Annotated in this window: 17 protein-coding genes; 4 read left to right on the forward strand and 13 right to left on the reverse strand. The window is 72.4% G+C overall.

All coding sequences use genetic code 11. The features are described 5' to 3' along the window. Positions 1-22 precede the first annotated feature (22 nt). Complete coding sequence (lysA, locus tag BFF78_RS19810) at positions 23-1,348, reverse strand: diaminopimelate decarboxylase (protein ID WP_069779590.1); 1,326 nt, start codon at positions 1,346-1,348, stop codon at positions 23-25. Positions 1,349-1,362: 14 nt separating this feature from the next. Then, the gene (locus BFF78_RS19815; RefSeq protein ID WP_069779591.1) at positions 1,363-1,689 is read right to left on the reverse strand and encodes an SAV_915 family protein; all 327 of its coding nucleotides are present in this window, start codon (positions 1,687-1,689) and stop codon (positions 1,363-1,365) included. A gap of 288 nt (positions 1,690-1,977) precedes the next feature. Between BFF78_RS19815 and BFF78_RS19820 the strand changes: the two genes are divergently transcribed. Continuing rightward, positions 1,978-2,544, forward strand: a complete 567-nt coding sequence (locus BFF78_RS19820) for a universal stress protein (RefSeq protein ID WP_069783687.1) — start codon at positions 1,978-1,980, stop codon at positions 2,542-2,544. A 263-nt stretch (positions 2,545-2,807) separates the two neighbouring features. On the opposite strand, the gene BFF78_RS19825 is transcribed toward BFF78_RS19820, so the two are convergent. From BFF78_RS19825 to BFF78_RS19860, 8 genes are all read right to left on the reverse strand, one after another. After that, entirely contained in the window at positions 2,808-5,357 is a 2,550-nt protein-coding gene (locus tag BFF78_RS19825) for a sensor histidine kinase (protein ID WP_069779592.1), read from the reverse strand. A gap of 1 nt (position 5,358) precedes the next feature. Beyond that, complete coding sequence (locus BFF78_RS19830; RefSeq protein WP_069779593.1) at positions 5,359-6,042, reverse strand: response regulator; 684 nt, start codon at positions 6,040-6,042, stop codon at positions 5,359-5,361. Positions 6,043-6,121: 79 nt separating this feature from the next. Then, on the reverse strand, positions 6,122-6,790 hold the full coding sequence (locus BFF78_RS19835; protein WP_069779594.1) for a potassium-transporting ATPase subunit C: 669 nt from the start codon (positions 6,788-6,790) through the stop codon (positions 6,122-6,124). Between the two features lie 5 nt (positions 6,791-6,795). Then, positions 6,796-8,913, reverse strand: a complete 2,118-nt coding sequence (kdpB, locus tag BFF78_RS19840) for a potassium-transporting ATPase subunit KdpB (protein ID WP_069779595.1) — start codon at positions 8,911-8,913, stop codon at positions 6,796-6,798. Then, the gene (gene kdpA, locus BFF78_RS19845) at positions 8,910-10,574 is read right to left on the reverse strand and encodes a potassium-transporting ATPase subunit KdpA (RefSeq protein ID WP_069779596.1); all 1,665 of its coding nucleotides are present in this window, start codon (positions 10,572-10,574) and stop codon (positions 8,910-8,912) included. The genes kdpB and kdpA overlap by 4 nt, the downstream gene beginning before the upstream one ends. A gap of 8 nt (positions 10,575-10,582) precedes the next feature. Continuing rightward, the gene (kdpF, locus tag BFF78_RS19850) at positions 10,583-10,672 is read right to left on the reverse strand and encodes a K(+)-transporting ATPase subunit F (RefSeq protein WP_037770757.1); all 90 of its coding nucleotides are present in this window, start codon (positions 10,670-10,672) and stop codon (positions 10,583-10,585) included. 211 nt (positions 10,673-10,883) lie between these two features. Continuing rightward, entirely contained in the window at positions 10,884-12,725 is a 1,842-nt protein-coding gene (locus BFF78_RS19855) for an APC family permease (protein WP_069779597.1), read from the reverse strand. Positions 12,726-13,003: 278 nt separating this feature from the next. Beyond that, the gene (locus BFF78_RS19860; protein WP_069779598.1) at positions 13,004-15,499 is read right to left on the reverse strand and encodes an ATP-binding protein; all 2,496 of its coding nucleotides are present in this window, start codon (positions 15,497-15,499) and stop codon (positions 13,004-13,006) included. 244 nt (positions 15,500-15,743) lie between these two features. Here BFF78_RS19860 and BFF78_RS19865 point away from each other — a divergent pair, with 244 nt between their 5' ends. Both BFF78_RS19865 and BFF78_RS19870 read left to right on the forward strand, forming a co-directional pair. Then, a complete protein-coding gene (locus BFF78_RS19865) occupies positions 15,744-17,291 on the forward strand; it encodes a Na+/H+ antiporter (protein WP_069779599.1) in 1,548 nt (515 codons plus the stop codon). 144 nt (positions 17,292-17,435) lie between these two features. Beyond that, positions 17,436-19,478 carry an NAD(+) synthase gene (locus tag BFF78_RS19870; protein WP_069779600.1) on the forward strand — a complete coding sequence of 681 codons (2,043 nt, stop codon included), beginning with the start codon at positions 17,436-17,438 and terminating at the stop codon, positions 19,476-19,478. A 14-nt stretch (positions 19,479-19,492) separates the two neighbouring features. On the opposite strand, the gene BFF78_RS19875 is transcribed toward BFF78_RS19870, so the two are convergent. The 3 genes from BFF78_RS19875 to BFF78_RS19885 form a co-directional block, all read right to left on the reverse strand. Next, positions 19,493-20,521, reverse strand: a complete 1,029-nt coding sequence (locus tag BFF78_RS19875; protein WP_069779601.1) for a hypothetical protein — start codon at positions 20,519-20,521, stop codon at positions 19,493-19,495. 85 nt (positions 20,522-20,606) lie between these two features. Then, positions 20,607-21,320 carry a TIGR03943 family putative permease subunit gene (locus tag BFF78_RS19880; RefSeq protein ID WP_069779602.1) on the reverse strand — a complete coding sequence of 238 codons (714 nt, stop codon included), beginning with the start codon at positions 21,318-21,320 and terminating at the stop codon, positions 20,607-20,609. Next, positions 21,317-22,327, reverse strand: coding sequence for a permease (locus tag BFF78_RS19885; protein WP_069779603.1), 1,011 nt, complete (start codon positions 22,325-22,327; stop codon positions 21,317-21,319). The genes BFF78_RS19880 and BFF78_RS19885 overlap by 4 nt, the downstream gene beginning before the upstream one ends. A gap of 162 nt (positions 22,328-22,489) precedes the next feature. Here BFF78_RS19885 and BFF78_RS19890 point away from each other — a divergent pair, with 162 nt between their 5' ends. Beyond that, entirely contained in the window at positions 22,490-24,292 is a 1,803-nt protein-coding gene (locus tag BFF78_RS19890; RefSeq protein ID WP_069779604.1) for an NAD-binding protein, read from the forward strand. Positions 24,293-24,308 lie beyond the last annotated feature (16 nt).

Here is a 24,308-nt window from a genome sequence, read left to right on the forward strand (position 1 = left end):
CGCCGTCGTACGGCGACGGGGGCTACAGCCCCACGTCGCGGCTGCGGATGTCCGCCAGGGACTCGCGGCGGACCAGCAGGCGGGCGAGGCCGTCGCGTACGGCCACCACGGGCGGGCGGCCGACCAGGTTGTAGCCGGAGGCCATGGACAGGTGGTAGGCACCGGCCACGGGGACGGCGAGCAGGTCACCGGGGCGGGTGTCGGCGGGCAGTTCCGCGTCGGCGGCCAGGACGTCGCCCGCCTCGCAGTGCCGGCCCACCACGGTGACCCGGGCGGCTGCCGTCGTGCTGTGCCGGCCGATCAGACGCGGCGCGTACCGGACGCCGTACAGGGCCGGGCGCGGGTTGTCGCTCATCCCGCCGTCCACGGCCACGAAGACGCGGTCGCCCGTGTGCTTCACGGACAGGACGCGGTACAGGGCGATCCCGGCGGGGCCCGCGATCGCCCGGCCCGGCTCGATGATCAGGCGGGGGACGGGGAGTCCGGCGGTCGCGCAGGCGTCGGCGAGTTCCGCGCGGACCCTGCGGGCCAGCGCCGTCAGGTCCAGGGCCGCCTCGCCGGGGCGGTAGGCGATGCCGTGGCCGCCGCCGAGGTCGAGCTCGGGCAGGACCAGGCCGTGCTGCTCGTGCAGGCGGGCCATCAGCCCGACCAGCCTTCGTACGGCGACGAGGTACGGCTTGACGCTGCTGATCTGCGATCCCAAGTGGCAGTGCAGACCGGTGAGTTCGAGCTGCGGCTGGTCGAGGATGCGGGCGATGGCGTGCTGGGCGTAGCCGTCGGCGATGGAGAGGCCGAACTTCTGGTCGTCCGTGCCGGTGCGGACCTTCTCATGACCCCCCGCGCTGATCCCTGGGACGACCCGGACCATGACCTTCTGATGCCCGTCCGGTCCCACGGCGGCGGCCAGCCGGGCGATCTCGGCGGGGCTGTCGATGACGATGCGTCCGACGCCGAGGCGCAGGGCGGCCTCCAGGTCGCGCGGGGACTTGGCGTTGCCGTGCAGCACGATCCGCTCGGGCGGGAAGCCGGTGGTGACGGCGAGTTCGAGCTCACCGGCGGAGCACACGTCCAGGCCGAGGCCCTCCTCGTCCATCCAGTGGGCCATGGCCCGGCACAGGAACGCCTTGGCCGCGTACAGGATTTCGGCGTCGGGGAAGGCGTCCTGGTAGGTACGGCAGCGGTCGCGGACCTCGGCCTCGTCCAGGACGTAGACGGGGGTGCCGAAGCGGTCGGCGATCTCGGCGAGCGGTACGCCACCGACGGCGAGGTCACCGTGCGGCACCTCGGTGGTGGTTGCGGGCCACACCAACAGGCCGGTGGCGGTGGTGGGTTCGTGAACCGTGGTCATCGGGTCCTCCCCTTTCAGGCCGCGAACGCGGGTACCGGTGCGGGCGTCGGCCCGGGGGCCGGTGCGGTGAACTGCGGATCCACCGTGAGGGTGGTGACGCCGAGCGGGGCGGTCAGTGCGCGCAGGGCGGGCTCGGCGAGGCGGATCCAGGGCTGGCCGGGGCCGAGGGTGGCGCTCAGCCGGCGCACGGAGGTGAAGCCGACGGCCGTACGGTCGCCGAGCGGGGTACGGAAGAGCCGGGCCGCACACCCGGAGGGCCCCGGCCGGACCGGGACGTACAGGGGTCCGGCCGGGACGGGATCGGAGGGCTCGGGGTCTTCGCCGTAGCGGAGTTCTGCCATGGGGTGCCTCCCGGAAGGCAGGGAGCGAGGGATCTGGGTGCCCCGGACGCGGGGAGGCGGACCGGGGCTCGGTGTCGACGTTATGCCCGGTGCCCGGGGGTGCCGGGCGGGCCCTGACGTGACGCTGACGGTGACCCGGGTGACCTTGACGGCACGCTGACGCCGTCGGCGCACAGGCCTGGAAGCGGCCGTCAGAAGGGCGTCAGAAACGGGAGTTCGGCCTGTTCGGGAGCGACGACCAGCGGTGTCATGGAAGGGATGTCCGAAGGGATGTCCGAGGAGGATCCGATGTCCGAGTACCGTCTGTCTTCGCCCGCCCGGGTCGTGGTGGGAGTCAGCGGCTCACTGGGCGGCGCGACCGTCCTGGGCCGGGCCGCGTCGGAGGCCGGGCGCCGGGGCGCGGAGCTCTGGCCGGTGCTGGCCTGGGAGCCGCCGGAGGGCGATTCCGTCGCCCGCAGGTTCCCGTCCGCGTCCGTCATGGCCGGGCAGTGGGAGCGGCTGGCGCGCGAGCGGCTGCTCACCGCCCTGCGCGAGGTGTTCGGCGGCACCGACACCGGGTTGCCCGGACAGGCGCTCGTCGTCCGGGGCGCGCCCGGACCGGCGCTGGTGCGGACCGCCGGCCGCGAGAACGACATCCTCGTCATCGGCACCGGCGCGCGGGGCCTGCTGCACCGGGCCCTGTGGCCGTCGGTCAGCCGCTACTGCCTGGCCCACGCCAGGTGTCCCGTTCTCGCGGTGCCGCCGTCACCGCTGCAGGCGGAGCTGGCGGCCGCGCACCGCCGTAATACCTGGCGGCTACGGCTGAACACCGGGCATCTGGAGCGTGAGTTGCACACGATGCCGCCGCAGGCGTGAAGCCGTCGGGGGTGGACAGGCGCTACTCGCCGGGAGGCGCCGCGGCAAGAGCCGTCGTACACCGCCGCAACCCCCGGCAGCCGCGACCGAACACCAGACACCTGCAACGCGAGTTGCACACGATGCCGCCGCAGGCGTGAAGCCACCGGAGGCAGACAGACGCTGCTCACCGGGACGTACCGCGGCGAGAGCCGCCGTACACCGGGGGGATGGACAGGCGCTGCCGCCGGGACGTGCCGCGGCGGGAGGCGCCGTGGACCGTACTACCCGCGGCCGCCCGACACGACGCAGGCCCCGGGCCGTTCGCGGCGCGGCGCCGTCGGCACGGCGAGCACCATGGTGAGCCCGCCGCCGGGGGTGTCCTCGGCGGCCAGCGCCCCGCCGACCGCCTCGGCGAAACCCCGCGCCACCGCGAGACCGAGACCGACACCGACCCCCCGCGGAGCGTCCCCGTACCGCTGGAAGGGTTCGAAGATACGGTCCTTGGCGTCGTCCGGAACGCCCGGTCCGCGGTCGACGACCCGCACCTCGACCCGGTCGGCGAGGGCGCTGGCCGACACCAGGACCCGCTCCCCCGGCGGGCTGTACTTGACGGCGTTCTCCACGACGTTGGCCACGGCCCGCTCCAGCAGGCCCCGGTCGACGTACACCATGGGCAGGCTCTCGGGGATGTCCAGTTCCACGCACTCGTCGGGATTCGGCACCCCGCCCAGCGCCATCGGCACGACCTCGTCCAGGTCGGTCTCCCGGATGATCGGGGTCACCGTGCCGGTCTGCAGGCGGGACATGTCCAGCAGGTTGCCGACCAGGTGGTCCAGCCGGTCGGCACCTTCCTCGATGGCCTCCAGCAGGTCGGCACGGTCCTGTTCGGACCACTCGACGTCGTCGGAGCGTAGCGAGGTGACGGCGGCCTTGATGCCGGCGAGCGGGGTGCGCAGGTCATGGCTGACGGCGGCGAGCAGCGCGGTCCTGATGCGGTTGCCCTCGGCGAGTTCCTTCGCGCGGTCGGCCTGGCTCTGCAGCCGCTGGCGGTCCAGGACGACGGCGGCCTGCGCGGCGAACGCGGCCAGCACCCGGCGGTCGGCGGCGGGCAGCACCCGGCCGCGCAGGGACAGCGCCATGTGGTCACCGACCGGTACGTCCACGTCCGCGTCCTCCGGAACCTCGGCGGGCCGGGGTCCCACGCTGCCGGCGCAGGTCCAGGGCGCCGTCTCGCCGGTCCGCTCCAGCAGGGCCACGGACTCCATGCCGAAGGTCTCGCGGACCCTGTCCAGCAGCGCCTCCAGGGTGGTCTCGCCGCGCAGGACGTTGCCCGCGAGGAAGGAGAGGATCTCGGACTCGGCGCGCAGCCGGGCGGCCTGATGGGTGCGGCGGGCCGCGAGGTCGACCACCGAGGCCACGGACACCGCGACCCCGACGAAGATCGCGATGGCGACGATGTTCTTCGGGTCGGCGATCGTCAGGGTGTGGACGGGCGGGGTGAAGTACCAGTTGAGGAGGAGGGAACCGACGACCGCCGAGGCCAGTGCCGGGAACAGGCCGCCCAGCAGGGCCGCCGCGACCGTCAGCGTCAGGAACAGCAGCATGTCGTTGGCGAGGCCGACGTCCGGAGTGGCGGCGGTGAGCAGCCAGGTCAGCAGGGCGGGGCCGAGCACGCCCACGGCCCAGCCCCAGATGACCCGGGAGCGTCCGAGGCGGGCGCCGCGCGCCACCGGCAGCCCGCGCCCCTTGCCGGCCTCGTCGTGGGTGATGAGGTGCACGTCGAGGTCGGGGCCGGACTCGCGGGCGACCGTGGCACCGACGCCGGGTCCGAAGACGTACTGCCAGCTGCGGCGGCGGGAGACGCCCAGCACGATCTGGGTGGCGTTCACGCCCCGCGCGAAGTCCAGCAGGGCGGCCGGTATGTCGTCGCCCACGACATGGTGGAAGGTGCCGCCGAGGTCCTCCACGAGGGTGCGCTGGTCGGCCAGTTCCTTCGGGGAGGCCGCGGTCAGGCCGTCGCTGCGGGAGATGTAGACGGCGAGCACCTCGCCGCCGGCGCCCTTCTCGGCGAGACGGGCCGCACGCCGTATCAGGGTGCGGCCCTCGGGTCCTCCGGTCAGCCCGACCACGATCCGCTCCCGCGAGCCCCAGATGGCCGACACCCGGTGTTCGCGGCGGTACTGGTTGAGATACTCGTCGACCCGGTCGGCCACCCACAGCAGCGCCAACTCCCTCAGCGCCGTGAGGTTTCCGGGCCGGAAGTAGTTGGACAGGGCCGCGTCGACCTTGTCCGGCCGGTAGATGTTGCCGTGCGCCATCCGGCGGCGCAGCGCCTGCGGGGACATGTCGACCAGCTCGATCTGGTCCGCGCGGCGCACGACCTCGTCGGGGACGGTCTCACGCTGGCGCACCCCCGTGATCGACTCCACCACATCGCCCAGGGACTCCAGGTGCTGGATGTTGACGGTCGAGACGACGTCGATACCGGCGGCGAGCAGTTCCTCCACGTCCTGCCAGCGCTTGGCGTTGCGCGAGCCGGGGACGTTGGTGTGGGCGAGCTCGTCGACGAGGGCGACGGCGGGGGCACGCCGCAGCACGGCGGCCACGTCCATCTCGGTGAAGGTGCTGCCCCGGTACGCCAGTTCCCTGCGCGGCACCTGTTCCAGGCCGTGCAGCATCACCTCGGTGCGGGGCCGGCGATGGTGTTCGACGAAGGCCACCACACAGTCGGTGCCCCGCTCGATGCGGCGGTGCGCCTCCGCCAGCATCGCGTAGGTCTTGCCGACGCCGGGTGCCGCGCCGAGGTAGATCCGGAGCCTGCCGCGTGCCATGTCATCCCTCGAAGCGGTAGCCCATGCCGGGCTCGGTGATCAGATAGCGGGGCTGGGAGGGGTCCGTCTCCAGCTTCCGGCGGAGTTGGGCCATGTAGACCCGCAGGTAGTTGGTCTTGTTGCGCTGGGAGACCCCCCAGACCTCCTGGAGCAGCTGTTTCTGGGTGATCAGCCGGCCGGGGCTGGTCACCAGGATCTCCAGCAGGTGCCATTCGGTCGGGGTGAGCCGTACGTCCCGCCCGTCCCGTACGGCCTTCTTGGCCAGCAGGTCGAGGGTGAAGTGCTCGGTCTCGACCAGCGTCGTCACGGGGACGAGCGGGGCGTCCTCGGTACGGCGGACGGCGGCGCGCAGCCGGGCCAGCAGCTCGTCCATGCTGAACGGCTTGGTGATGTAGTCGTCGGCGCCGGCGTCGAGCGCGGCCACCTTCTCGTCGGAGGCCTGCCGGGCGGACAGGACCAGGACCGGCACCCGGCTCCAGCCGCGCAGGCTCTTGATGACGTCGACGCCGTCCATGTCGGGCAGGCCGAGGTCCAGCAGGACCACGTCGGGCCGGCGGGCGGCGGCGAGCCGGAGGGCCGCGGCACCGTCGGGGGCGGCGTCCACACCGTAGTGACGTGCCTGCAAGTTGATGACGAGGGCCCGCACCAGCTGCGGGTCGTCCTCCACCACGAGCACCCTGGTCATGGGTGTGTGTCTCTCCTGTCATGCCTGCGGGAGCCGCCACCTCGCGGTGCCGGCTCCCGTCGCGGATCGCGTAAGGCGGTCACTTCTTCGCCACGAGGTCCTTGAGCGCGATGTTGAGTTCGAGGACGTTCACGCGGGGCTCCCCCATGAAGCCGAGCGTGCGGCCGGTGGTGTGGTCCTCGACCAGCTTCTGGACCGCGGCCGCGGGCAGACCGTTCCTCTCCGCGACGCGGTGGACCTGGAGGTCCGCGTACTGCGGGGAGATGTCCGGGTCCAGGCCGGAGCCGGAGGAGGTGACGGCGTCGGCGGGTACGTCGGCCGGGTTCACGCTGTAGCCGGGGACTGAGTTGTCCTTGACCACCTCGGCCTTGGCGCCCTCGACCGACTCCACGAGCTTCTTGCTGTCGGCGGACAGGTTGGTGGCGCCGGACAGGATCAGCTGGTACCGGGTGTTGACGCTGTTGGTGCCCAGGCCGTTGGCCGGGCGGCCCTGGAACCACTTCAGGTCCGGGTCCGGGGTGCCCTGGCCCTTCTTCAGCGGCAGGTTGTACGACTGCCCGATCAGGGACGAGCCGACGACCTCGCCGTCCGCCTTGACCTCGGAGCCGTTCGCCTTGTCGCTGAACAGCGCCTGGGCCACGCCCGTGACGGCCAGCGGGTAGAGGACGCCTGTGAGCACGGTCAACACCAGCAGCGCCCGCAGCCCCGCGCCCAGCAAACGGGCGGTGTTCACAAAGGAGTTGTTCATGGCGATCAGCCGATTCCGGGGATGAGGGAGATGAGCATGTCGATGATCTTGATGCCGATGAAGGGCGCGACCAGGCCGCCGATGCCGTAGATCCCGAGGTTGCGGCGGAGCATCCTGTCCGCGCTCATCGGCCGGTACCGCACGCCCTTCAGGGACAGCGGCACCAGCGCCACGATGATCAGCGCGTTGAAGACGACGGCCGACAGGATCGCGGAGTCGGGCGAGGACAGCTGCATGATGTTCAGCTTGTCCAGACCCGGGTAGACGGCCGCGAACAGCGCCGGGATGATCGCGAAGTACTTCGCGACGTCGTTGGCGATGGAGAACGTGGTCAGCGCGCCACGCGTGATCAGCAGCTGCTTGCCGATCTCCACGATCTCGATCAGCTTGGTCGGGTTGGAGTCGAGGTCGACCATGTTGCCGGCCTCCTTGGCGGCCGACGTACCGGTGTTCATGGCCACGCCGACGTCCGCCTGCGCGAGCGCGGGGGCGTCGTTGGTGCCGTCACCGGTCATCGCGACCAGCTTGCCGCCGGCCTGCTCCCGCTTGATGAGGGCCATCTTGTCCTCGGGGGTGGCCTCGGCGAGGAAGTCGTCGACGCCCGCCTCCTCGGCGATCGCCTTCGCGGTCAGCGGGTTGTCACCCGTGATCATGACCGTCTTGATGCCCATGCGGCGCAGCTCCTCGAACCGCTCCCGCATGCCCTCCTTGACGACGTCCTTCAGGTGGATGACACCCAGGACGCGGGCACCCCGGTCGTCGTGGACGGCGACCAGCAGGGGCGTACCGCCCGCCTCGGAGATCCGGCCGGCTATCGCGTCGGCGTCCTTGGCGACCGTGCCGCCCTGCTCCTCCACCCAGGCGATGACCGAGGCGGTGGCGCCCTTGCGGATCTTCCGGCCGTCGACGTCCACACCCGACATCCGGGTCTGCGCGGTGAACTCGATCCACTCCGCTGCGGCCAGCTCGCCCTGGTGCCGCTCGCGCAGCCCGTACTTCTCCTTGGCGAGGACGACGATGGAGCGGCCCTCGGGCGTCTCGTCGGCCAGCGAGGACAGCTGGGCCGCGTCGGCGACCTCGGCCTCCGTGGTGCCCTGGACCGGGACGAACTCGGCGGCCTGCCGGTTGCCGAGCGTGATGGTGCCGGTCTTGTCCAGCAGCAGCGTGGAGACGTCACCGGCGGCCTCGACCGCACGCCCGGACATGGCCAGCACGTTGCGCTGCACCAGCCGGTCCATGCCCGCGATGCCGATCGCGGAGAGCAGGGCGCCGATCGTGGTCGGGATGAGGCAGACCAGCAGGGCCACCAGCACGACCATGGTCAGGTGCGTGCCCGCGTACGTGGCGAACGGCGGCAGCGTGGCGCAGGCCAGCAGGAAGACGATGGTCAGCGAGGCGAGCAGGATGTTCAGCGCGATCTCGTTGGGCGTCTTCTGCCGGGCGGCACCCTCGACCAGGTTGATCATCCGGTCGATGAAGGTCTCGCCGGGCTTCGTCGTGATCTTGATGACGATCCGGTCGGAGAGGACCTTCGTGCCACCGGTGACGGCGCTGCGGTCGCCGCCGGACTCGCGGATGACCGGCGCGGACTCGCCGGTGATGGCGGACTCGTCCACCGAGGCGACACCTTCTACGACATCGCCGTCACCGGGGATGACGTCACCGGCCTCGCAGACCACCAGGTCACCGATCTTCAACTCGGTACCGGCGACCACGGTCCCGTCGACCTTGCGCGCCACGGTGTCGGTCTTGGCCTTGCGCAGGGTGTCGGCCTGGGCCTTGCCGCGGCCCTCGGCGACCGCCTCCGCCAGGTTCGCGAAGATCACGGTCAGCCACAGCCAGACGCTGATGGTCCAGCCGAACCAGTCGGTCGGGTCCTTGAGGGAGAAGACGGTGGTCAGGACGGAGCCGATCCACACCACGAACATCACGGGGGACTTGACCATCACCCGCGGGTCGAGCTTGCGGAAGGCGTCCGGCAGCGACTTGAGAAGCGCCTTGGGATCGAAGAGGCCCGCTCCGACACGGCCCTCGGCGGGCTTGTGCCCGGTCGGCGCGTCCTGGTGGGGCGCAAGGGTGGGTGTGGACATGGAGTCCTCGTGGTTCTTCGTGTCGGTGGTCATGACGCCAGCCCCTCGGCCAGCGGACCCAGTGCGAGGGCCGGGAAGTAGGTCAGACCGGTGATGATCAGGATCGCGCCCACCAGCAGGCCGGTGAACAGCGGCTTCTCGGTGCGCAGGGTGCCCGCGGTGACCGGGACCGGCTGCTGCTCGGCGAGCGAGCCGGCCAGGGCCAGAACGAAGATCATGGGCAGGAAGCGGCCGAACAGCATCGCGAGCCCGGTCATGGTGTTGAACCAGTCGGTGTTCGCGTTCAGGCCGGCGAAGGCCGAGCCGTTGTTGTTGGCCGCCGAGGTGAAGGCGTACAGCACCTCGGAGAACCCGTGCGCGCCGGAGTTGAGCATCGAGTGCGGCGGGGTCGGCAGCGCCATGGAGGCCGCGGTGAACACCAGTACCAGGGCGGGGGTGATGAGGATGTAGCAGGCGGCGAGCTTCATCTCGCGCCCGCCGATCTTCTTGCCCAGGTACTCGGGGGTACGGCCCACCATCAGACCGGCGATGAACACCGCGATCACGGCCATGATCAGGATGCCGTACAGGCCGGAACCGGTGCCGCCGGGCGCGATCTCGCCCAGCATCATGCTGAGCATGGTGATGCCGCCGCCGAGGCCGGTGAAGGAGGAGTGGAAGGAGTCCACCGCGCCGGTCGAGGTCAGGGTCGTGGCGACGGCGAAGATCGAGGAGCCGCCGACGCCGAAGCGGACCTCCTTGCCCTCCATCGCGCCGCCCGCGGCCTGCAACGCCGGGCCGTGGTGGGCGAACTCGGTCCACATCATCAGGGCGGTGAAGCCCAGCCAGATGGTGAACATCGTGGCGAGGATCGCGTAACCCTGCTTCACCGAGCCGACCATCACACCGAAGGTGCGGGTCAGGGCGAACGGGATGCACAGGATCAGGAAGATCTCGAAGAGGTTGGTGAAGGGGGTGGGGTTCTCGAAGGGGTGGGCGGAGTTGGCGTTGAAGTAGCCGCCGCCGTTGGTGCCCAGCTCCTTGATGGCCTCCTGCGAGGCGACCGCGCCGCCGTTCCACTGCTGCGAGCCGCCCATGAACTGGCCGACCTCGTGGATGCCGGAGAAGTTCTGGATCGCACCGCAGGCGACGAGGATCACCGCGGCGACGACCGACATCGGCACCAGGATGCGCAGCGTGCCGCGCACCAGGTCGCTCCAGAAGTTGCCCAGCTCACCGGTGCGCGAGCGCGCGAAACCGCGCACGAGCGCCACGGCGACGGCGATTCCGACGGCGGCGGAGAGGAAGTTCTGCACGGCCAGACCGGCGGTCTGCACGACGTGACCCATGGTCTGCTCGCCGTAGTACGACTGCCAGTTGGTGTTGGTCACGAACGACACGGCCGTGTTGAACGACTGCGCCGGGTTGACCGAGGAGAAGTGCAGCGAGCCGGGCAGCACGCCCTGCAGCCGCTGCAGCAGGTAGAGGAAGAGGACACTGACGGCGGAGAAGGCCAGCACACCGCGCAGGTACGCGGGCCAGGTCATCTCGGCGTCAGGGTTGGCACCGATGCCCTTGTAGATCCACTTCTCCACTCTCAGGTGCTTGGTGGAGGAGAAGACCCGGGCCATGTAGGTGCCGAGTGGGACGTAGACGAGCGCCAGTGCGCCTATCAGGGCGAGCAGTTGGAGCACGCCGGCAAGTACGGGACCCATGTCGTGGCTCAGAACCTCTCCGGGAAGATCAGGGCGAGGACGAGATAGCCCAGCAGGGCGACGGCCACGACCAGGCCGACGACGTTTTCGACGGTCACAGCTTCGTCACCCCCTTGGCGACGAGGGCCACCAGCGCGAAACCCGCGAGCACGGTGACGACGAAGGCCAGATCGGCCATCGCGAACTCCTGGAGTGAGGTTCGGTTGAAACGGACGATTAGAGGAAAGCCCCTTTCTGGCCGGATCCGGTCGGCCGTTGACGGCTCTCATACGGCCGCGCTTACGCCTTTGACGGGTCTCTTACGGCGGCTTACGGCAGCCGGAACCGCAGCCGGCAGATCACCGCGTCCGTCTCCCGCCGCACGGCGTGCGCGACGACCGCGCCCCGCTGGTTCTGCAGCAGCCGCTGCCACAGCCGCTCCGGCTCGGTCTCGGGAATGAGCACGGTGACGCGGGTACCGGGCTCGGCCGCGGCCACCTCACGGACGTACGCGGCGATCGGGCGGCCCAGGCTGCGCCGCGCGCAGGCCAGCCGCACCAGGGGCACCCCGGGGTCCCACTCGGCCCAGGACCGCTCCAGGGCGTGCAGCTGGGCCCGGTCCTCGGGGTCCGGGTAGCAGACGGTCACCGCGCGGACCTCGTCGCCGAGGGAGGTGGCCGCGGTGAGGGCCTCCGACGTCAGCCGGGACAGGGTGGACACCGGGACGACCACCAGCGAGCGCTCGCGGTGCGGGGCCTCGGGGATGCGGCCGAGCCCGAGCCGCTCGCCGATCCGGCCGTAGGCGCGGTGCACGGTCTCGAAGGCCAGCACCAGCAGCGGCAGGGCGATGACGATCAGCCACGCCCCCTCGGTGAACTTGCTCGCCGTGACGACGACGGCGGCGACGCCGGTGAGGACCGCGCCGAAGCCGTTGAGCAGCGCCTTCCCGCGCCGGCCGGGGCCCCTGTCGAGCCGCCAGTGCCGGACCATGCCGACCTGGGCGATGGTGAAGCCGACGAAGACACCGATGGCGAACATCGGCACCAGGGTGTTGGTGTCCCCGCCGGAGAAGACCAGCAGCGCCGCCGAGACCACGGCGAGCGCGAGGACACCGTGCCGGTGCACCTGGCGGTCGGCCTTGAGGGCGAAGACGTGCGGCGCGTAGTTGTCGCGGGCGAGCAGCTTCAGCAGCACCGGCAGCCCGCCGAAGGAGGTGTTGGCCGACAGGGCCAGCAGGATCATCGTCGCGAACTGGATGACGTAGAAAGCCCAGTTGTGGCCGAGGGAGGCGTCCGCGAGCTGGGCGAGGACCGTGACGCCCTGGACCGGCTGGAGGTGGAAGCGCCCGATCAGCACCGACAGGCCGATCAGCATCAGCCCGAGTACGGCGCCGAGGGCGACCTCCGCGCGCTGGGCCCGGCGCACCCGTGGCACCCGGAAGGAGGGGACGGCGTTGGCGATGGCTTCCACGCCGGTCAGTGCGGCACACCCGGAGGCGAAAGCTTTCAGCAGAAGGAGCGCGCCCACGCCGGACGCGTTGTCCGCGAGGACGGAGGCGTGTCCGGCCGCGGTGACCGTGCTCACGGGGTGGGAGCGGAAGAGCCCGACGGCGACGAGGACGAAGACCGAACCGACGAACACGACCGTCGGCACGATGAACGCCTTCGCCGACTCCACGATCCCCCGCAGGTTCACCCCGGTGATGAGCGCGAGCACGGCCAGGCACAGCCACAGCCGGTCGTCGTACAGGGCCGGGAAGGCGGAGGTCAGGGCCGCCACGCCCGCCGTGACCGCGACGGCGACGTTGAGCACGTAGTCCAGCACCAGCGAGGCGGCGGCCACCAGGCTCGTCCGCGCGCCCAGGTGGGTCTTGGCCACGGCGTAGGAGCCGCCGCCGTCCGGGAAGGCGGCGATCACCTGCCGGTAGGAGGCCACCAGCACCGCCAGCAGGGCGGCGATGGCGAGCGTGACGGGCATCGTGAAGCCCAGCCCGTGCGCACCCGCGGCGGCGAGCACGAGAACGATCGCCTCGGGGCCGTACGCCACCGACGCCATCGCGTCCAGGGAGAGTGCCGCGAGCCCCGTGACGGCGGTCAGCCGGTGACGTTCGCCGGTATCAGGCGGCTCCTCGCCGGCGGGGACGGCATCCGGCTCGGTGGTCAGGACGGACATGGGCGCGTGCTCCTTCTTTCTCCGACCGCGCAGGAGTGCCGAGCGGTGCGCGGGTGCACCCAGGTTCTGTCCGTTTCCGACCGCTTCCGAGTCTTCCTTGCGCCATCTTCGCGCCCAACCGGCCACCTTTGACGCGATCTTGACGGCCGGGCAGGGCGGTCAGCTCCTGTCGGACCCGGTCGGCCACGCTGTCCGCGGAGCTGGCCGGCTCCTCCGGCGCCGCGGCCTGCGACCGGCGATCGCGACCACCGCCGCGACGCGGACGACGGCGGCACTCCTCACGCGCCTCCCGCGCCGTGCTCGGTCGCCTCGGCAGCCGGGCGCCGGGCCGCGAGCGGCAGCGACACCACCATCGTGAGGCCGCCGCCGGGCGTGTCCTCGGGGCCCAGGGTGCCGTTCATCGCCTCGGTCAGGCCGCGTGCGAGGGCGAGGCCCAGGCCGAGGCCCGTGGTGTTGTCGGTGTCGCCGAGCCGCTGGAAGGGCTCGAAGAGGCGGTCGCGGCCGTCGGCCGGGAGGCCGGGCCCCCGGTCCACCACCCGCAGCTCCACCCGGCCCGCCAGGGCACTGGCGGTGACCAGCACCTTCTGGCCCGGCGGGGTGTGCCGGGCGGCGTTGCCGACCAGGTTGGCGATGACCCGCTCCAGCAGCGGCGGGTCGGCCAGCACCGCCGGGATGTCCTCCACGTCCGCCACCCGCACCCCGGGCACGTCGGCGAGCGCCAGGGGCAGCACCTCCTCCAGGGAGGTGGGGCGCAGGTTCAGGGTGAGGGCGCCGGCCTGAAGGCGGCTGAGGTCGAGCAGGTTCTCCACCAGGCGGTTGAGCTTGGCCATGGACTCGTCGGCGGTGGCGAGGAGTTCGTCGCGGTCCTCGTCGCAGAAGGCGATGTCGCGGCTGCGCAGGGAGGTGACGGCGGCCCACCCGGCGGCCAGCGGCGTGCGCAGGTCGTGGCCGACGGCCCGCAGCAGCGCCGTACGCAGCCGGTCGGCGGCCTTCACCGGCTCCACCTCGGCCGCCGCCTCGGCCAGCCGGGCCCGCTCCACCGCCGAGCCGACGTGCGCGGCGAACGCGGCCAGCACCCGCCGCTCGGAGGAGGAGAGGGTACGGCCGCGCAGCACGAGGAAGGCGCCGGCGCCCGCCGGAACGGCCGTGACCCCGGGCATGTCCGGCGGCTCGTCCACCAGGTCCGCCGACTCCATGCCGAAGGTCTCCCGGGTCCGCTCCAGCAGGGCCGGGATGGTCGCCTCACCGCGCACGATGCTGCCCGCCAGCGACGACATGGTCTCCGCCTCGGCCGTGGCGCGCGCCGAGCGGCGTGACAGCCGCAGCGACCGGTCCACGACCGCGGCGACGGTGGCGGCCACGACCGCGAACACCGTAAGCGCCACCAGCGCGTTGGGGTCGTCCAGGGTGAAGGCGCCGATCGGCGGGATGAACCAGTAGTTGAGCAGCAGGGACGCCGTCACCGACGCGATCACCGCGGAGGCGACCCCGCCTATGCAGGCCACGCCCACCACGGCCAGCAGGAACAGCAGGGCCTCGCTGGTCAGGTTGAGCGTGCCGCGCAGCTGGGCGAGGAGGGCGGTGAGGAGGACGGGCAGCACCAGTCCGGCCACCGGGCCCGCGATCAGCCGGGCCGTCGACAGCGTGCGGCGCCGGGACGGCAGCAGGGTGCCGCGCCCGGCGCGCTCGTGGGTGACCCGGTGCACGTCGATGTCCCCGGACAGCTCGGTCACCGTCTCCCCGGTGCCGGGTCCGGTCAGGAACCGCGCCAACCGCCCCCGCCTGCTGGTCCCCAGCACCAGCTGGGTGGCCTTCTCGGCGCGCGCGAACTCCACCAGGGCGGTCGCCACGTCGTCGCCGACGACCGAGTGGTAGCTGCCGCCGAGGTCCTCCACGAGCCTGCGCTGCCGGGCCAGGGAGGCGTGCGAGACACCGGCCGCGAGGCCGTCGCTGCGGGCCACGTGCACGGCGAGCAGATCGCCGCCGGCGGACCGGTCGGCGATGCGGGCGGCCCGGCGTACCAGCGTGTCGCCCTCCGGTCCGCCGGTCAGGGCCACGACGACCCGCTCCCGGGTCTCCCACACCCGCCCGATCCCGTGCCGCGAGCGGTACTCCTGCAGCGCCTCGTCCACCCGGTCGGCCGTCCACAGCAGCGCCAGCTGCCGCAGGGCCGTCAGGTTGCCGGGCCGGAAGTAGTTGGCCAGCGCGGCGTCGATCTTCTCCGGGGTGTAGATGTTCCCGTGCGCCATGCGGCGGCGCAGCCCCTCGGGGGGCATGTCCACCAGCTCGATCTGCCCGGCCCGCCGTACGACCTCGTCCGGCACCGTCTCGTGCTGCGGCACCCCGGTGATCTTCTCGACGACGTCGTTGAGGGACTCCAGGTGCTGGACGTTCAGCGCCGTGATCACGTCGATACCCGCGTCCAGCAGCATCTCGATGTCCTGCCAGCGCTTGGCGTTGCGGCCGTCTCCGGGGACGTTGCTGTGGGCGAACTCGTCCACGATGGCCACCTGCGGGCGGCGCGCCAGCACCGCGGCCACGTCCATCTCCTCGAAGCCCCCGCCCCGGTAGGTGCAGGCGAGGCGCGGGACGGTCTCCAGGCCGTCGAGCATCGCCTCGGTGTGCGGGCGTCCGTGGCACTCGGCGAACCCGATCACCACGTCCGCGCCGCGGGAGGCGCGGCGGCGCCCCTCGTCGAGCATCCGGTAGGTCTTGCCGACCCCGGGGGCCGCGCCGAGGTAGACCTTCAGTCGTCCGGGCCGTACGTCACTCATCGCCGCCGACGCGCTCCGCTCACTGTTCCAACTCCCCTTCACGGGAGGGTTTCTCCTCCCAAGGAAGCCGGTTCACGATGCGGGCGGCGCATGTGTTAGCGGTTCCTTGGCGGCGGTCCCGGGGACCTTGACACTGTCTTGACGTGACCTGGCCCGATAGGGTGAGGGCAGGTGTGCCGGGAAGTCTGGTCGGCCGGGAGCCGGAGCGGCTTCCGCAATCGCTTCCGCGTTTCCAGGGAACGGCATGCGCAGCGTCGGTACGGTCCTCGCCCTCGTGGTCCTCGCCACGGTGGTCGCCACCTTCGCGCGCCGCTGGCGCATTCCCGCCCCGTCCCTGCTCGTGGTCGCCGGTCTGGCGGTGGCGCTGCTGCCGGGCACCCCGCAGATCCAGATCAGCCCGCAGATCATCGGCCTGGTCGTCCTCCCGCCGCTGCTGTACGCGAGCGCCGAGGACATGCCCTGGCGGGAACTGCGCGCGGTGTGGAAACCGGTCGGGATCCTCGCCATAGGGCTGGTGCTCGCCTCCGCGGCGGCGGTCGCCGCGGTGGCCGCCTGGGTCACTCCGCTGTCCTGGCAGATGGCCTTCGTCCTGGGCGCGGTGCTGGCCAGCACCGACCCGGTGGCGGTGACCGCGCTGGGCCGCCGCCTCGCCCTGCCCCCGCGCGTGCAGGTCCTGGTCCAGGCGGAGAGCCTGTTCAACGACGCGACCTCCCTGGTGCTGGTCCGGGTGGCGGCGGGCATCGCCATCGCCTCGGCCGCCGCGAACTGGGGTGCGGCGAGCGGCGAGTTCTTCCTGCTCGCGGGCGGCGGCACGGTGATCGGGACGGCGGTGGCCGCGGTGATCGCCCTGATCCGGCGGCGCACCGAGGACCCGGTGCTGGAGACGGTGACCGCCCTGGTCACCCCCTACGCCGCCTATCTGCTCGCCGAAGCCGCGCACACCTCCGGCGTGACCTCCTGCGTGGTGGCCGGGGTGGTCCTGGGCGGCCGGGGCGACCGGCTCACCAACGCCCGCATCCGCCTCCAGCTGCACGCCGTGTACGGCACGGTCGTCTTCCTCCTGGAGAGCGTGGTCTTCAGCCTCATAGGGCTGGCCCTGCCCGCCCAGGTACGGGCCCTGGCGGACGGCGACCGTTCCTGGCCGCTGTACGCCCTGGCGGTCGCCGCCACCCTCATAGCCGTACGGCTTCTCTGGCTGGCCCCCCTCTCGGCGGTCGTGCAGCGCAAGGGCGGGATCGGCCGGCCGAACTGGCGGGTGCCGATGGTGCTGACCTGGGCGGGCACGCGCGGGGTGATGCCGCTGGCCGCCGCGCTGTCCATCCCCGAGGTCGCGAAGAACGGCAGCCCGCTCACCGACCGGCCACTGGTGCTGGTCCTGACCACGTCGGTCGTGGTCGTCACCCTCGTCGTCCAGGGCTTCACCCTCGCCCCGGTCGTCCGCGCCTCCGGCATCGCCCTGGAACCCGCGCACACCGCCCGCGAGGAGGCCCAGGCCCGCTCCCACCTCGCCCACGCGGGCCTGGCCCGGCTGGAGGAACTGGCCGAGCTGGAGGTCGTACCCGAGGTCGTCCTGGACCGCCTGCGCCGGGGACTTACCGCCCGCCTCGACGACGCGGAGGGCGCCGACTCCGAGTCCGCCGACCGCGTCTACCGCCAGCTGCGGCGCGATCTGATCGCCGTGGAGGCGGGCGAGCTGCAGCGGCTCTACGACGCCCACACCATCAGCGACACGACCCGGCGCAGGCTGCAGCGGGCGCTGGACCTGGAGGAGGCCCGGCTCTCGGACGTGTAGCCCTGGGCCCGGCGGTGAGGTCGCACACCGGGTCCCAGCCCGCCGAAGAGGGCTTCAGCACACTGAAACCCGCAGGTGGGCGGCGGGAGCGGCCCGGCCTTTAGGCTTCCTCCTGTGGGAACGTCGCTTCGGAAAGAGGTCCCGTTGAGCTTCTGGTCGATCTACCAGCACGGCTTCGCGCGCGTCGCCGCGTGCACGGGCCACACCGTCATCGCCGACCCGCCCGCCAACGCGGAGGCGGTCCTGCGCCACGCGCGCCGCTGCGCCGAGGAGGGCGTCGCCGTCGCCGTGTTCTCGGAGATGTGCCTGTCCGGGTACGCGATCGACGACCTGCTGCTGCAGGACGCGCTGCTCGACGACGTCGAGACGGCGCTCGCCACGATCGTCGCCGAGTCGGCGGACCTGCTGCCGGTGCTGGTCGTCGGCGCCCCGCTGCGCCATCGCGACCGCGTCTACAACTGCGCGGTGCTCGTGCACCGCGGCCGGATCCTGGGCGTCGTACCGAAGTCGTACCCGCCGAACTACCGGGAGTTCTACGAGCGCCGGCAGATCGCCGCGGGTGACGACGAGCGCGGCGGATCGATTCGGCTCGGCGGCGCGGACGTGCCGTTCGGCGTGGATCTGCTCTTCGCGGCTGCGGACGTGCCGGGGCTGGTGGTGCACGCGGAGATCTGCGAGGACATGTGGGTGCCGGTGCCGCCGAGCGCCGAGGCGGCGCTGGCCGGGGCGACCGTCCTCGTCAACCTCTCGGGCAGCCCGATCACGGTCGGCCGGGCCGAGGACCGCAAGCTGCTGTGCCGCTCGGCGTCCTCCCGCTGCCTCGCCGCCTACGTCTACGCGGCGGCCGGTCTCGGCGAGTCGACCACCGACCTGTCCTGGGACGGCCAGACCCTGATCTACGAGAACGGGATGCTGCTGGCCGAGAGCGAGCGGTTCCCGCTGGGCGAGCAGTACGCGGTGGCCGACGTGGACCTCGATCTGCTGCGGCAGGAACGGCAGCGGATGGGCACGTTCGGCGAGAACCGCCGCACCCACGCCGCGCGCACCGACGGCTTCCGCACGGTGTCCTTCGAACTCGCCCCGCCGGCCACCACCGACCTCGGTCTGCGCCGCCGCGTGGAACGTTTCCCCTTCGTCCCCGCCGACGCCGAGCGCCTGGCCCTGGACTGCTACGAGGCGTACAACATCCAGGTCGCGGGGTTGCAGCAGCGCCTCGCATCGATCGGCGGCCCCAAGGTGGTCATCGGTGTCTCCGGCGGCCTGGACTCCACGCACGCGCTGATCGTCGCCGCCCGGGCGATGGACCGCGCCGGCCGCCCGCGCAGCGACATCCTCGCCTTCACCCTGCCCGGCTTCGCCACCAGCGACCACACCAAGGACAACGCGCACAAGCTGATGCGGGCCCTCGGCGTCACCGCGGCGGAGCTGGACATCACGCCGACCGCACGGCTGATGCTGAAGGAGATCGGTCACCCCTTCGCGGCCGGCGAGCCGGTGTACGACGTCACCTTCGAGAACGTCCAGGCGGGCCTGCGCACCGACTACCTGTTCCGGCTGGCCAACCAGCGCGGCGGCATCGTGCTCGGCACCGGCGACCTCTCCGAGCTGGCGCTCGGCTGGTCGACGTACGGTGTCGGCGACCACATGAGCCACTACAACGTCAACTCCGGCGTGCCCAAGACGCTGATCCAGCACCTGATCCGCTGGGTCATCGGCAGCGAGCAGTTCGACGAGGAGACGGGGGAGATCCTGGCCGCGATCCTCGACACCGAGATCAGCCCCGAGCTCGTACCCGGCGAGGAGCTGCAGTCCACCGAGTCGAAGATCGGCCCGTACGCGCTGCACGACTTCACCCTCTTCCACGTCCTGCGCTACGGCTTCCGCCCCTCGAAGATCGCCTTCCTCGCCTGGCACGCCTGGCACGACCGCAAGGCCGGCGCCTGGCCGCCCGGCTTCCCGGAGAACAAGCAGAGCGCCTACGACCTGGCGGAGATCCGGCACTGGATGGAGGTCTTCATCCGCCGCTTCTTCGCGTTCTCCCAGTTCAAACGCTCAGCCATCCCCAACGGCCCCAAGGTCTCGGCAGGCGGCTCCCTCTCCCCCCGCGGCGACTGGCGCGCCCCGTCGGACGGCACGGCCCAGGCTTGGCTGCGGGATCTGGAGCGGGTCGGCACCGAGGCTCCCTGAGGGGCTCGGGGAACTCAGGTCATCACGGGTGCCAGCGCGCGCAGGATGCGTGCGAGGTCGTCCGGCGCGGCGGCGATCCGCACCGGGCGGCCCGCGTCGTCGAGTTCGGCGATGTGCCAGCTGTGCGGGACGAGGGCGCCCTCCTCGCCCCGGGGCCGCCGCACCGACCGGACGGTGAGCCGCTCGACGGGGATCGCCTTCGCCGCGAACCGCCCCGGCCCGGGGTGGGGCGTCACCGCGGGCCCGTCGGCCCCGAGGACGATGTGGGTGCCGAAGTGGTGCGGGTTGTAGTCGGTGTGCTCCAGGAAGCGGGCGGGCACGAACACGTCCTCGCTGTCGGTGAGTTCACCGGCGGCGGGCACCACGGCGCGCTCCTCCGGCATGCGGACACGCGTCGCCTGCCAGGCCCAGCCGCACAGGGCCAGGCTGATCACTCCGCCGACGGCCCACCACGCGATCGCCTCCGTGGAGCCGAAGAGGGAGGTGGGATGCCGGTAGCACAGGGGCAGCAGCCAGCCGGCGGTGACGAGGAGCGGGGCCAGGAACGGCAGCGGTGACGGCGGGACCTCGTCCGCCGGCCGCCGCCGCCCGCGCACCCTCAGCAGCAGCCGGGCCGCCGGCCAGCCCGCGGCGAGCACACACCCGGCCGAGACGACGGCCATGCTGCCCCCGGTGGTCACGTGCTCGTGCCAGACGTAGTGCTTCCCGGAGACCTTCATCACCTGCCCCCGCCACAGGGTCAGCTCGACCCGGTCACCGGCCTCGAACGCCTCGGCGGCGTCGTACGACACCCAGAGCCGGGACAGCGGACGGCCGTCGGCGAAGTAGAGGCGACCGCCCTGCTTGGGCGAGTGCGGATCGGTACGCTCGATCACGGCGGGCAGGGTGCGCAGACAGTCGTTCCCGCGCGCCCCGGACGCACAGGGCCGGGCCGCGTGCCACGCCCGTTCGCCCACGGTGACCGCCGGCACGAACCAGGCGGCCACCCCCGCGCACATCAGCAGCAGCGCGCATACCGACAGTTGTCCGAACCTGCTGTTCATGCCAGGGATTGTCGCAACGCCGGTCCGGCCGGTCCTGTACCGGATCCGGCAACGAAGACACGGCCGGCACTGCCGTGACCCGGCATCACTTGTTCCAGGTCTCGTCGTACGGGTCGGGCGGCACCGGCACCGGCCGGGCCGAGGTGACCTTCAGGTACGGGATGGGGCCGTTGTTGACGGGGTCCCGCGTGAGTCCGGGCGTGTACGTGCCGGTCACCTCCAGCCAGGCGTCCGGACGCAGGACCGGGGGCAGCTCGCCGGTCAGGGCGATCTTGACCGGCTGGGCGTCCGCGGCACAGCAGTTGAGGGCCATGCGGACCAGGTACGGCGCGCCCGAGGGGTCCAGCGCCAGGAAACCGGTGACGCGGACGGTACGGCCGTGCAGGGAGCGGCCGTGGTCGTAGGCCGCGCGGGAGGCGTAGTCGATCACGGAGAGCGGGGCCGGGTCGGCGGCGGGCAAGGCGTCGTACGTGTACGGCTTCTGCAGGGCCGTACCGGAGCGCAGGGCGCTGTAGGAGCCGAGGGCGGGCGGGGCGATGAGGATGAGGGCGAGGAGGGGCAGCAGCAGCAGCCAGGAGACCTTCGGTTCGGGATGGTCGTGGGTGTGGCCCCGGCGGCGGTTGCTGCGGCGCTCGTACCAGACCGTCGCCAGTGCCGCCGCGATCAGGACCGCGCCCGAGGCCAGCAGCAGCGGGCGCAGGCCCGCCTTGACGTACCGGAGGTAGAGATCGGTGTTGCCCGCGTGGAGGAGGGCGGCGCCCAGCAGGAACATCACGGCGGCCTGGGACTGGCGGTTCACAGCAGCACCGCCGAGGTCAGTACGGCGCCCGTGACGGCCAGCGCGAAGGTGGCGGGGGCGAAGCGGAGGGCGAAGGTACGGCCGAAGGTGCCGGCCTGCATCGCGAACAGCTTGAGGTCGATCATCGGGCCCACCACCAGGAACACCAGCTTGGCCGTCAGGGAGAACTGGGTGAGGGAGGCCGCGACGAACGCGTCCGCCTCCGAGCAGATGGAGAGGAGGACGGCCAGGACGGCGAGGGCCAGCACGGAGAAGACCGGGTTCCCGGCCGCCGTGCGCAGCCAGTCCGCCGGGGTCGCCGCCTTCAGCGTGGCCGCGGCCATCGCGCCGAGCACCAGGAAGCCGCCCGCGTGCACGGTGTCGTGCCGCACCGAGCCCCAGAACGCCTCGCCCTTCGTCGCGCCCTCGTGCGCGCCGTGGGCCGGCGTGCGCAGCCAGTCGGTACGGCCCAGCCGCTGCCACAGCCAGCCCATCGCACACGCCACCAGCAGGCTCGCCAGGAACCGGGCCAGCACCATCTCCGGGTCGCGCGGAAAGGCGACGGCGGTGGCGGTCAGCACGATCGGGTTGATCGCCGGGGCGGAGAGCAGGAAGGCGAGGGCGGCGGCCGGGGTGACCCCCCTGCGGACGAGGGCGCCGGCCACCGGCACCGACGCGCACTCGCAGCCCGGCAGGATCGCGCCCGCGACCCCGGCGACGGGGACGGCCAGGGCGGGGCGGCGCGGGAGGGCCCGCGCGAAGAAGGACGGCGGCACGAACACCGCGATCGCCGCCGACAGCAGCACACCGAGCACCAGGAACGGCAGCGCCTGCACGGTCACGGCCACGAACACCGTCATCCAGCTCTGCATCAGCGGGGTGCCGAGCAGCCCGCGGATCGGGGACTGGGCGAGCACCGCCAGCAGCAGAGTCAGCGTCAGCACGAGCGGGGAGCTGAGCCTGCGGTCCTCGGGGCCGGGTGCGGGGCCGGACTCCGTGCCGGGCGGGGCGTCTTCGGTGATGGCCACGTGCGGTTACCTCCGGCTGGCTGTCCTGGTGCGCTCCCTCCCCTTCGGTACGCGAGTCGTCCCCACGGTGTTCACACCGTTGCTGGAACCACTCCTCTCCTTGGGGCAGTCTTTTCCCTCGTGGCGAGCGTTCCGTATCAAGGGGGCCCCAGTGCCCCGCACATGGTGGTGTGCGGGGACGACGGGCTCGCGCACCGGCTGACGGCCGAGTTGCGCGGAGTCTACGGCGAGCAGGTCACCCTCGTGGTACCGCCGAACGAGCGCACCGCCAGACCTCCCGTGGTCGGGCGGGCCCGGGCCGCATCGGCGGCGCTGTTCGACCGTGTGGTGAGCGCCGCGGTCGGCCGCACCGGCACCGGCTCCGGGCCCGGCTCCGCATCGACGGCGACGGTCACGAGCACCGGCAACGGCGGTGACACCTCTCGGGTGTTGGAGGCCGTCGAGATCACCGAGGCCGTGCTCGCCGAGGCCGGGGTGGAACGGGCCGCCGCGCTCGCCCTCGTCTTCGACGACGACGAGACCAACATCCGGGCCGCGCTGACCGCCCGCCGGCTCAACCCGCGGCTGCGGCTCGTCCTCCGGCTCTACAACCGGCGGTTGGGCCAGCACATCGAGGAACTCCTCGACCAGGCGGCCGCGTTGGCCGCAGGCGACGGCGAGGGCGGCACGGACGCGTCCACCACGGTGCTGTCCGACGCCGACACCGCCGCGCCCGCGCTGGCCGCCACCGCCGTCGCCGGCACCAGCAAGGTCGTCCAGACCGAGGGGCTGCTGCTGCGGGCCGTCGAACGGCCGGCGGCGGGCTCCGGGCTGTGCACGCTCGCCCTGCTCTCCCCGCCGGGCGCGGACCCCGAGGGCGCGGAGCAGGAGCCGCGGCTGCTGCCGGACGACGACGAGGTACGGCAGGCCGCCGGGCGGGCGGCCGTGGTGCTGGAGCAGGTGTCGTCGGCGGGCGGCGGGGAGTCGGCCGCGCCCGGCCGGGGCGGGGTACCGCCGTTCGCCTCGCTGTTCTCCCGGCGGCTGCGGTGGTCGCTGGCGGGCATGGTGGCGTGCGTGGTCGCGCTCGCCGTCGCGCTGTGGGTGGTCAGCCCGGGGATCCATCCGCTGCGCGCCTTCTACTACACGCTCCTCGACCTGTTCGCGATCGACAACCCCGCCATCGGGGCCCCTTTGGGCCGGCAAATCCTTCAACTCCTCTCCGGACTGGTCGGGTTACTGCTGCTTCCGGTGCTGCTGGCGGCCGTGCTGGAGGCGCTGGGCACCTTCCGCACCGCCTCCGCTCTGCGCAAACCGCCGCGCGGCCTCGGCGGGCACGTGGTGCTGCTGGGGCTCGGGAAGATCGGCACCCGGGTGCTGACCCGGCTGCGCGAGCTGGACATCCCCGTCGTGTGCGTCGAGTCCGACCCGGAGGCGCGGGGACTTGCGACCGCGCGGCGGCTGCGGGTGCCGGTGGTGCTCGGGGACGTCACCCAGGAGGGGGTGCTGGAGTCCGCCAAGATCCACCGGGCGTACGCGCTGCTCGCGGTGACCAGCGCGGACACCACGAACCTGGAGGCCGTGCTGTACGCCCGCTCCGTACGGCCCGATCTGCGGGTGGTGCTACGGCTGTACGACGACGACTTCGCCACCGCGGTGTACCGCACCCTGCGGGCCGCGTACCCGCACGCCCTGACCCGGAGCCGGAGCGTCACGCATCTGGCCGCGCCCGCGTTCGCCGGGGCGATGCTCGGCCGGCAGGTGCTGGGCGCCGTCGCGGTGGAGCGCAGGGTGCTGCTGTTCGCCGCGGTCGATGTCGCCGGGCACGTCCAGCTGGAGGGGCGGACCGTGCGGGACGCCTTCCGGGCCGGCTCCTGGCGGGTACTGGCGCTGGAAGGACGCACCGACACGGCACCGGGCCATGTGCTGGCGAAGGGGGACCGGGTCGTCGTCGCCGCCACGCGTCGAGGGCTCGCGGAGTTGCGCTGACCCTCCAGGTGCCTCG

The sequence above is a fragment of the Streptomyces fodineus genome (assembly GCF_001735805.1).
GTDB lineage: Bacteria > Actinomycetota > Actinomycetes > Streptomycetales > Streptomycetaceae > Streptomyces > Streptomyces fodineus.

Excerpts from the sequence above, each read along its gene's own strand:
- lysA (WP_069779590.1), bottom strand. The coding sequence starts at position 1,348 with ATGACCACGGTTCACGAACCCACCACCGCCACCGGCCTGTTGGTGTGG.
- BFF78_RS19815 (WP_069779591.1), bottom strand. The coding sequence starts at position 1,689 with ATGGCAGAACTCCGCTACGGCGAAGACCCCGAGCCCTCCGATCCCGTC.
- BFF78_RS19820 (WP_069783687.1), top strand. The coding sequence starts at position 1,978 with ATGTCCGAGTACCGTCTGTCTTCGCCCGCCCGGGTCGTGGTGGGAGTC.
- BFF78_RS19825 (WP_069779592.1), bottom strand. The coding sequence starts at position 5,357 with ATGGCACGCGGCAGGCTCCGGATCTACCTCGGCGCGGCACCCGGCGTC.
- BFF78_RS19830 (WP_069779593.1), bottom strand. The coding sequence starts at position 6,042 with ATGACCAGGGTGCTCGTGGTGGAGGACGACCCGCAGCTGGTGCGGGCC.
- BFF78_RS19835 (WP_069779594.1), bottom strand. The coding sequence starts at position 6,790 with ATGAACAACTCCTTTGTGAACACCGCCCGTTTGCTGGGCGCGGGGCTG.
- kdpB (WP_069779595.1), bottom strand. The coding sequence starts at position 8,913 with ATGACCACCGACACGAAGAACCACGAGGACTCCATGTCCACACCCACC.
- kdpA (WP_069779596.1), bottom strand. The coding sequence starts at position 10,574 with ATGGGTCCCGTACTTGCCGGCGTGCTCCAACTGCTCGCCCTGATAGGC.
- BFF78_RS19855 (WP_069779597.1), bottom strand. The coding sequence starts at position 12,725 with ATGTCCGTCCTGACCACCGAGCCGGATGCCGTCCCCGCCGGCGAGGAG.
- BFF78_RS19860 (WP_069779598.1), bottom strand. The coding sequence starts at position 15,499 with ATGAGTGACGTACGGCCCGGACGACTGAAGGTCTACCTCGGCGCGGCC.
- BFF78_RS19865 (WP_069779599.1), top strand. The coding sequence starts at position 15,744 with ATGCGCAGCGTCGGTACGGTCCTCGCCCTCGTGGTCCTCGCCACGGTG.
- BFF78_RS19875 (WP_069779601.1), bottom strand. The coding sequence starts at position 20,521 with ATGAACAGCAGGTTCGGACAACTGTCGGTATGCGCGCTGCTGCTGATG.
- BFF78_RS19890 (WP_069779604.1), top strand. The coding sequence starts at position 22,490 with ATGGTGGTGTGCGGGGACGACGGGCTCGCGCACCGGCTGACGGCCGAG.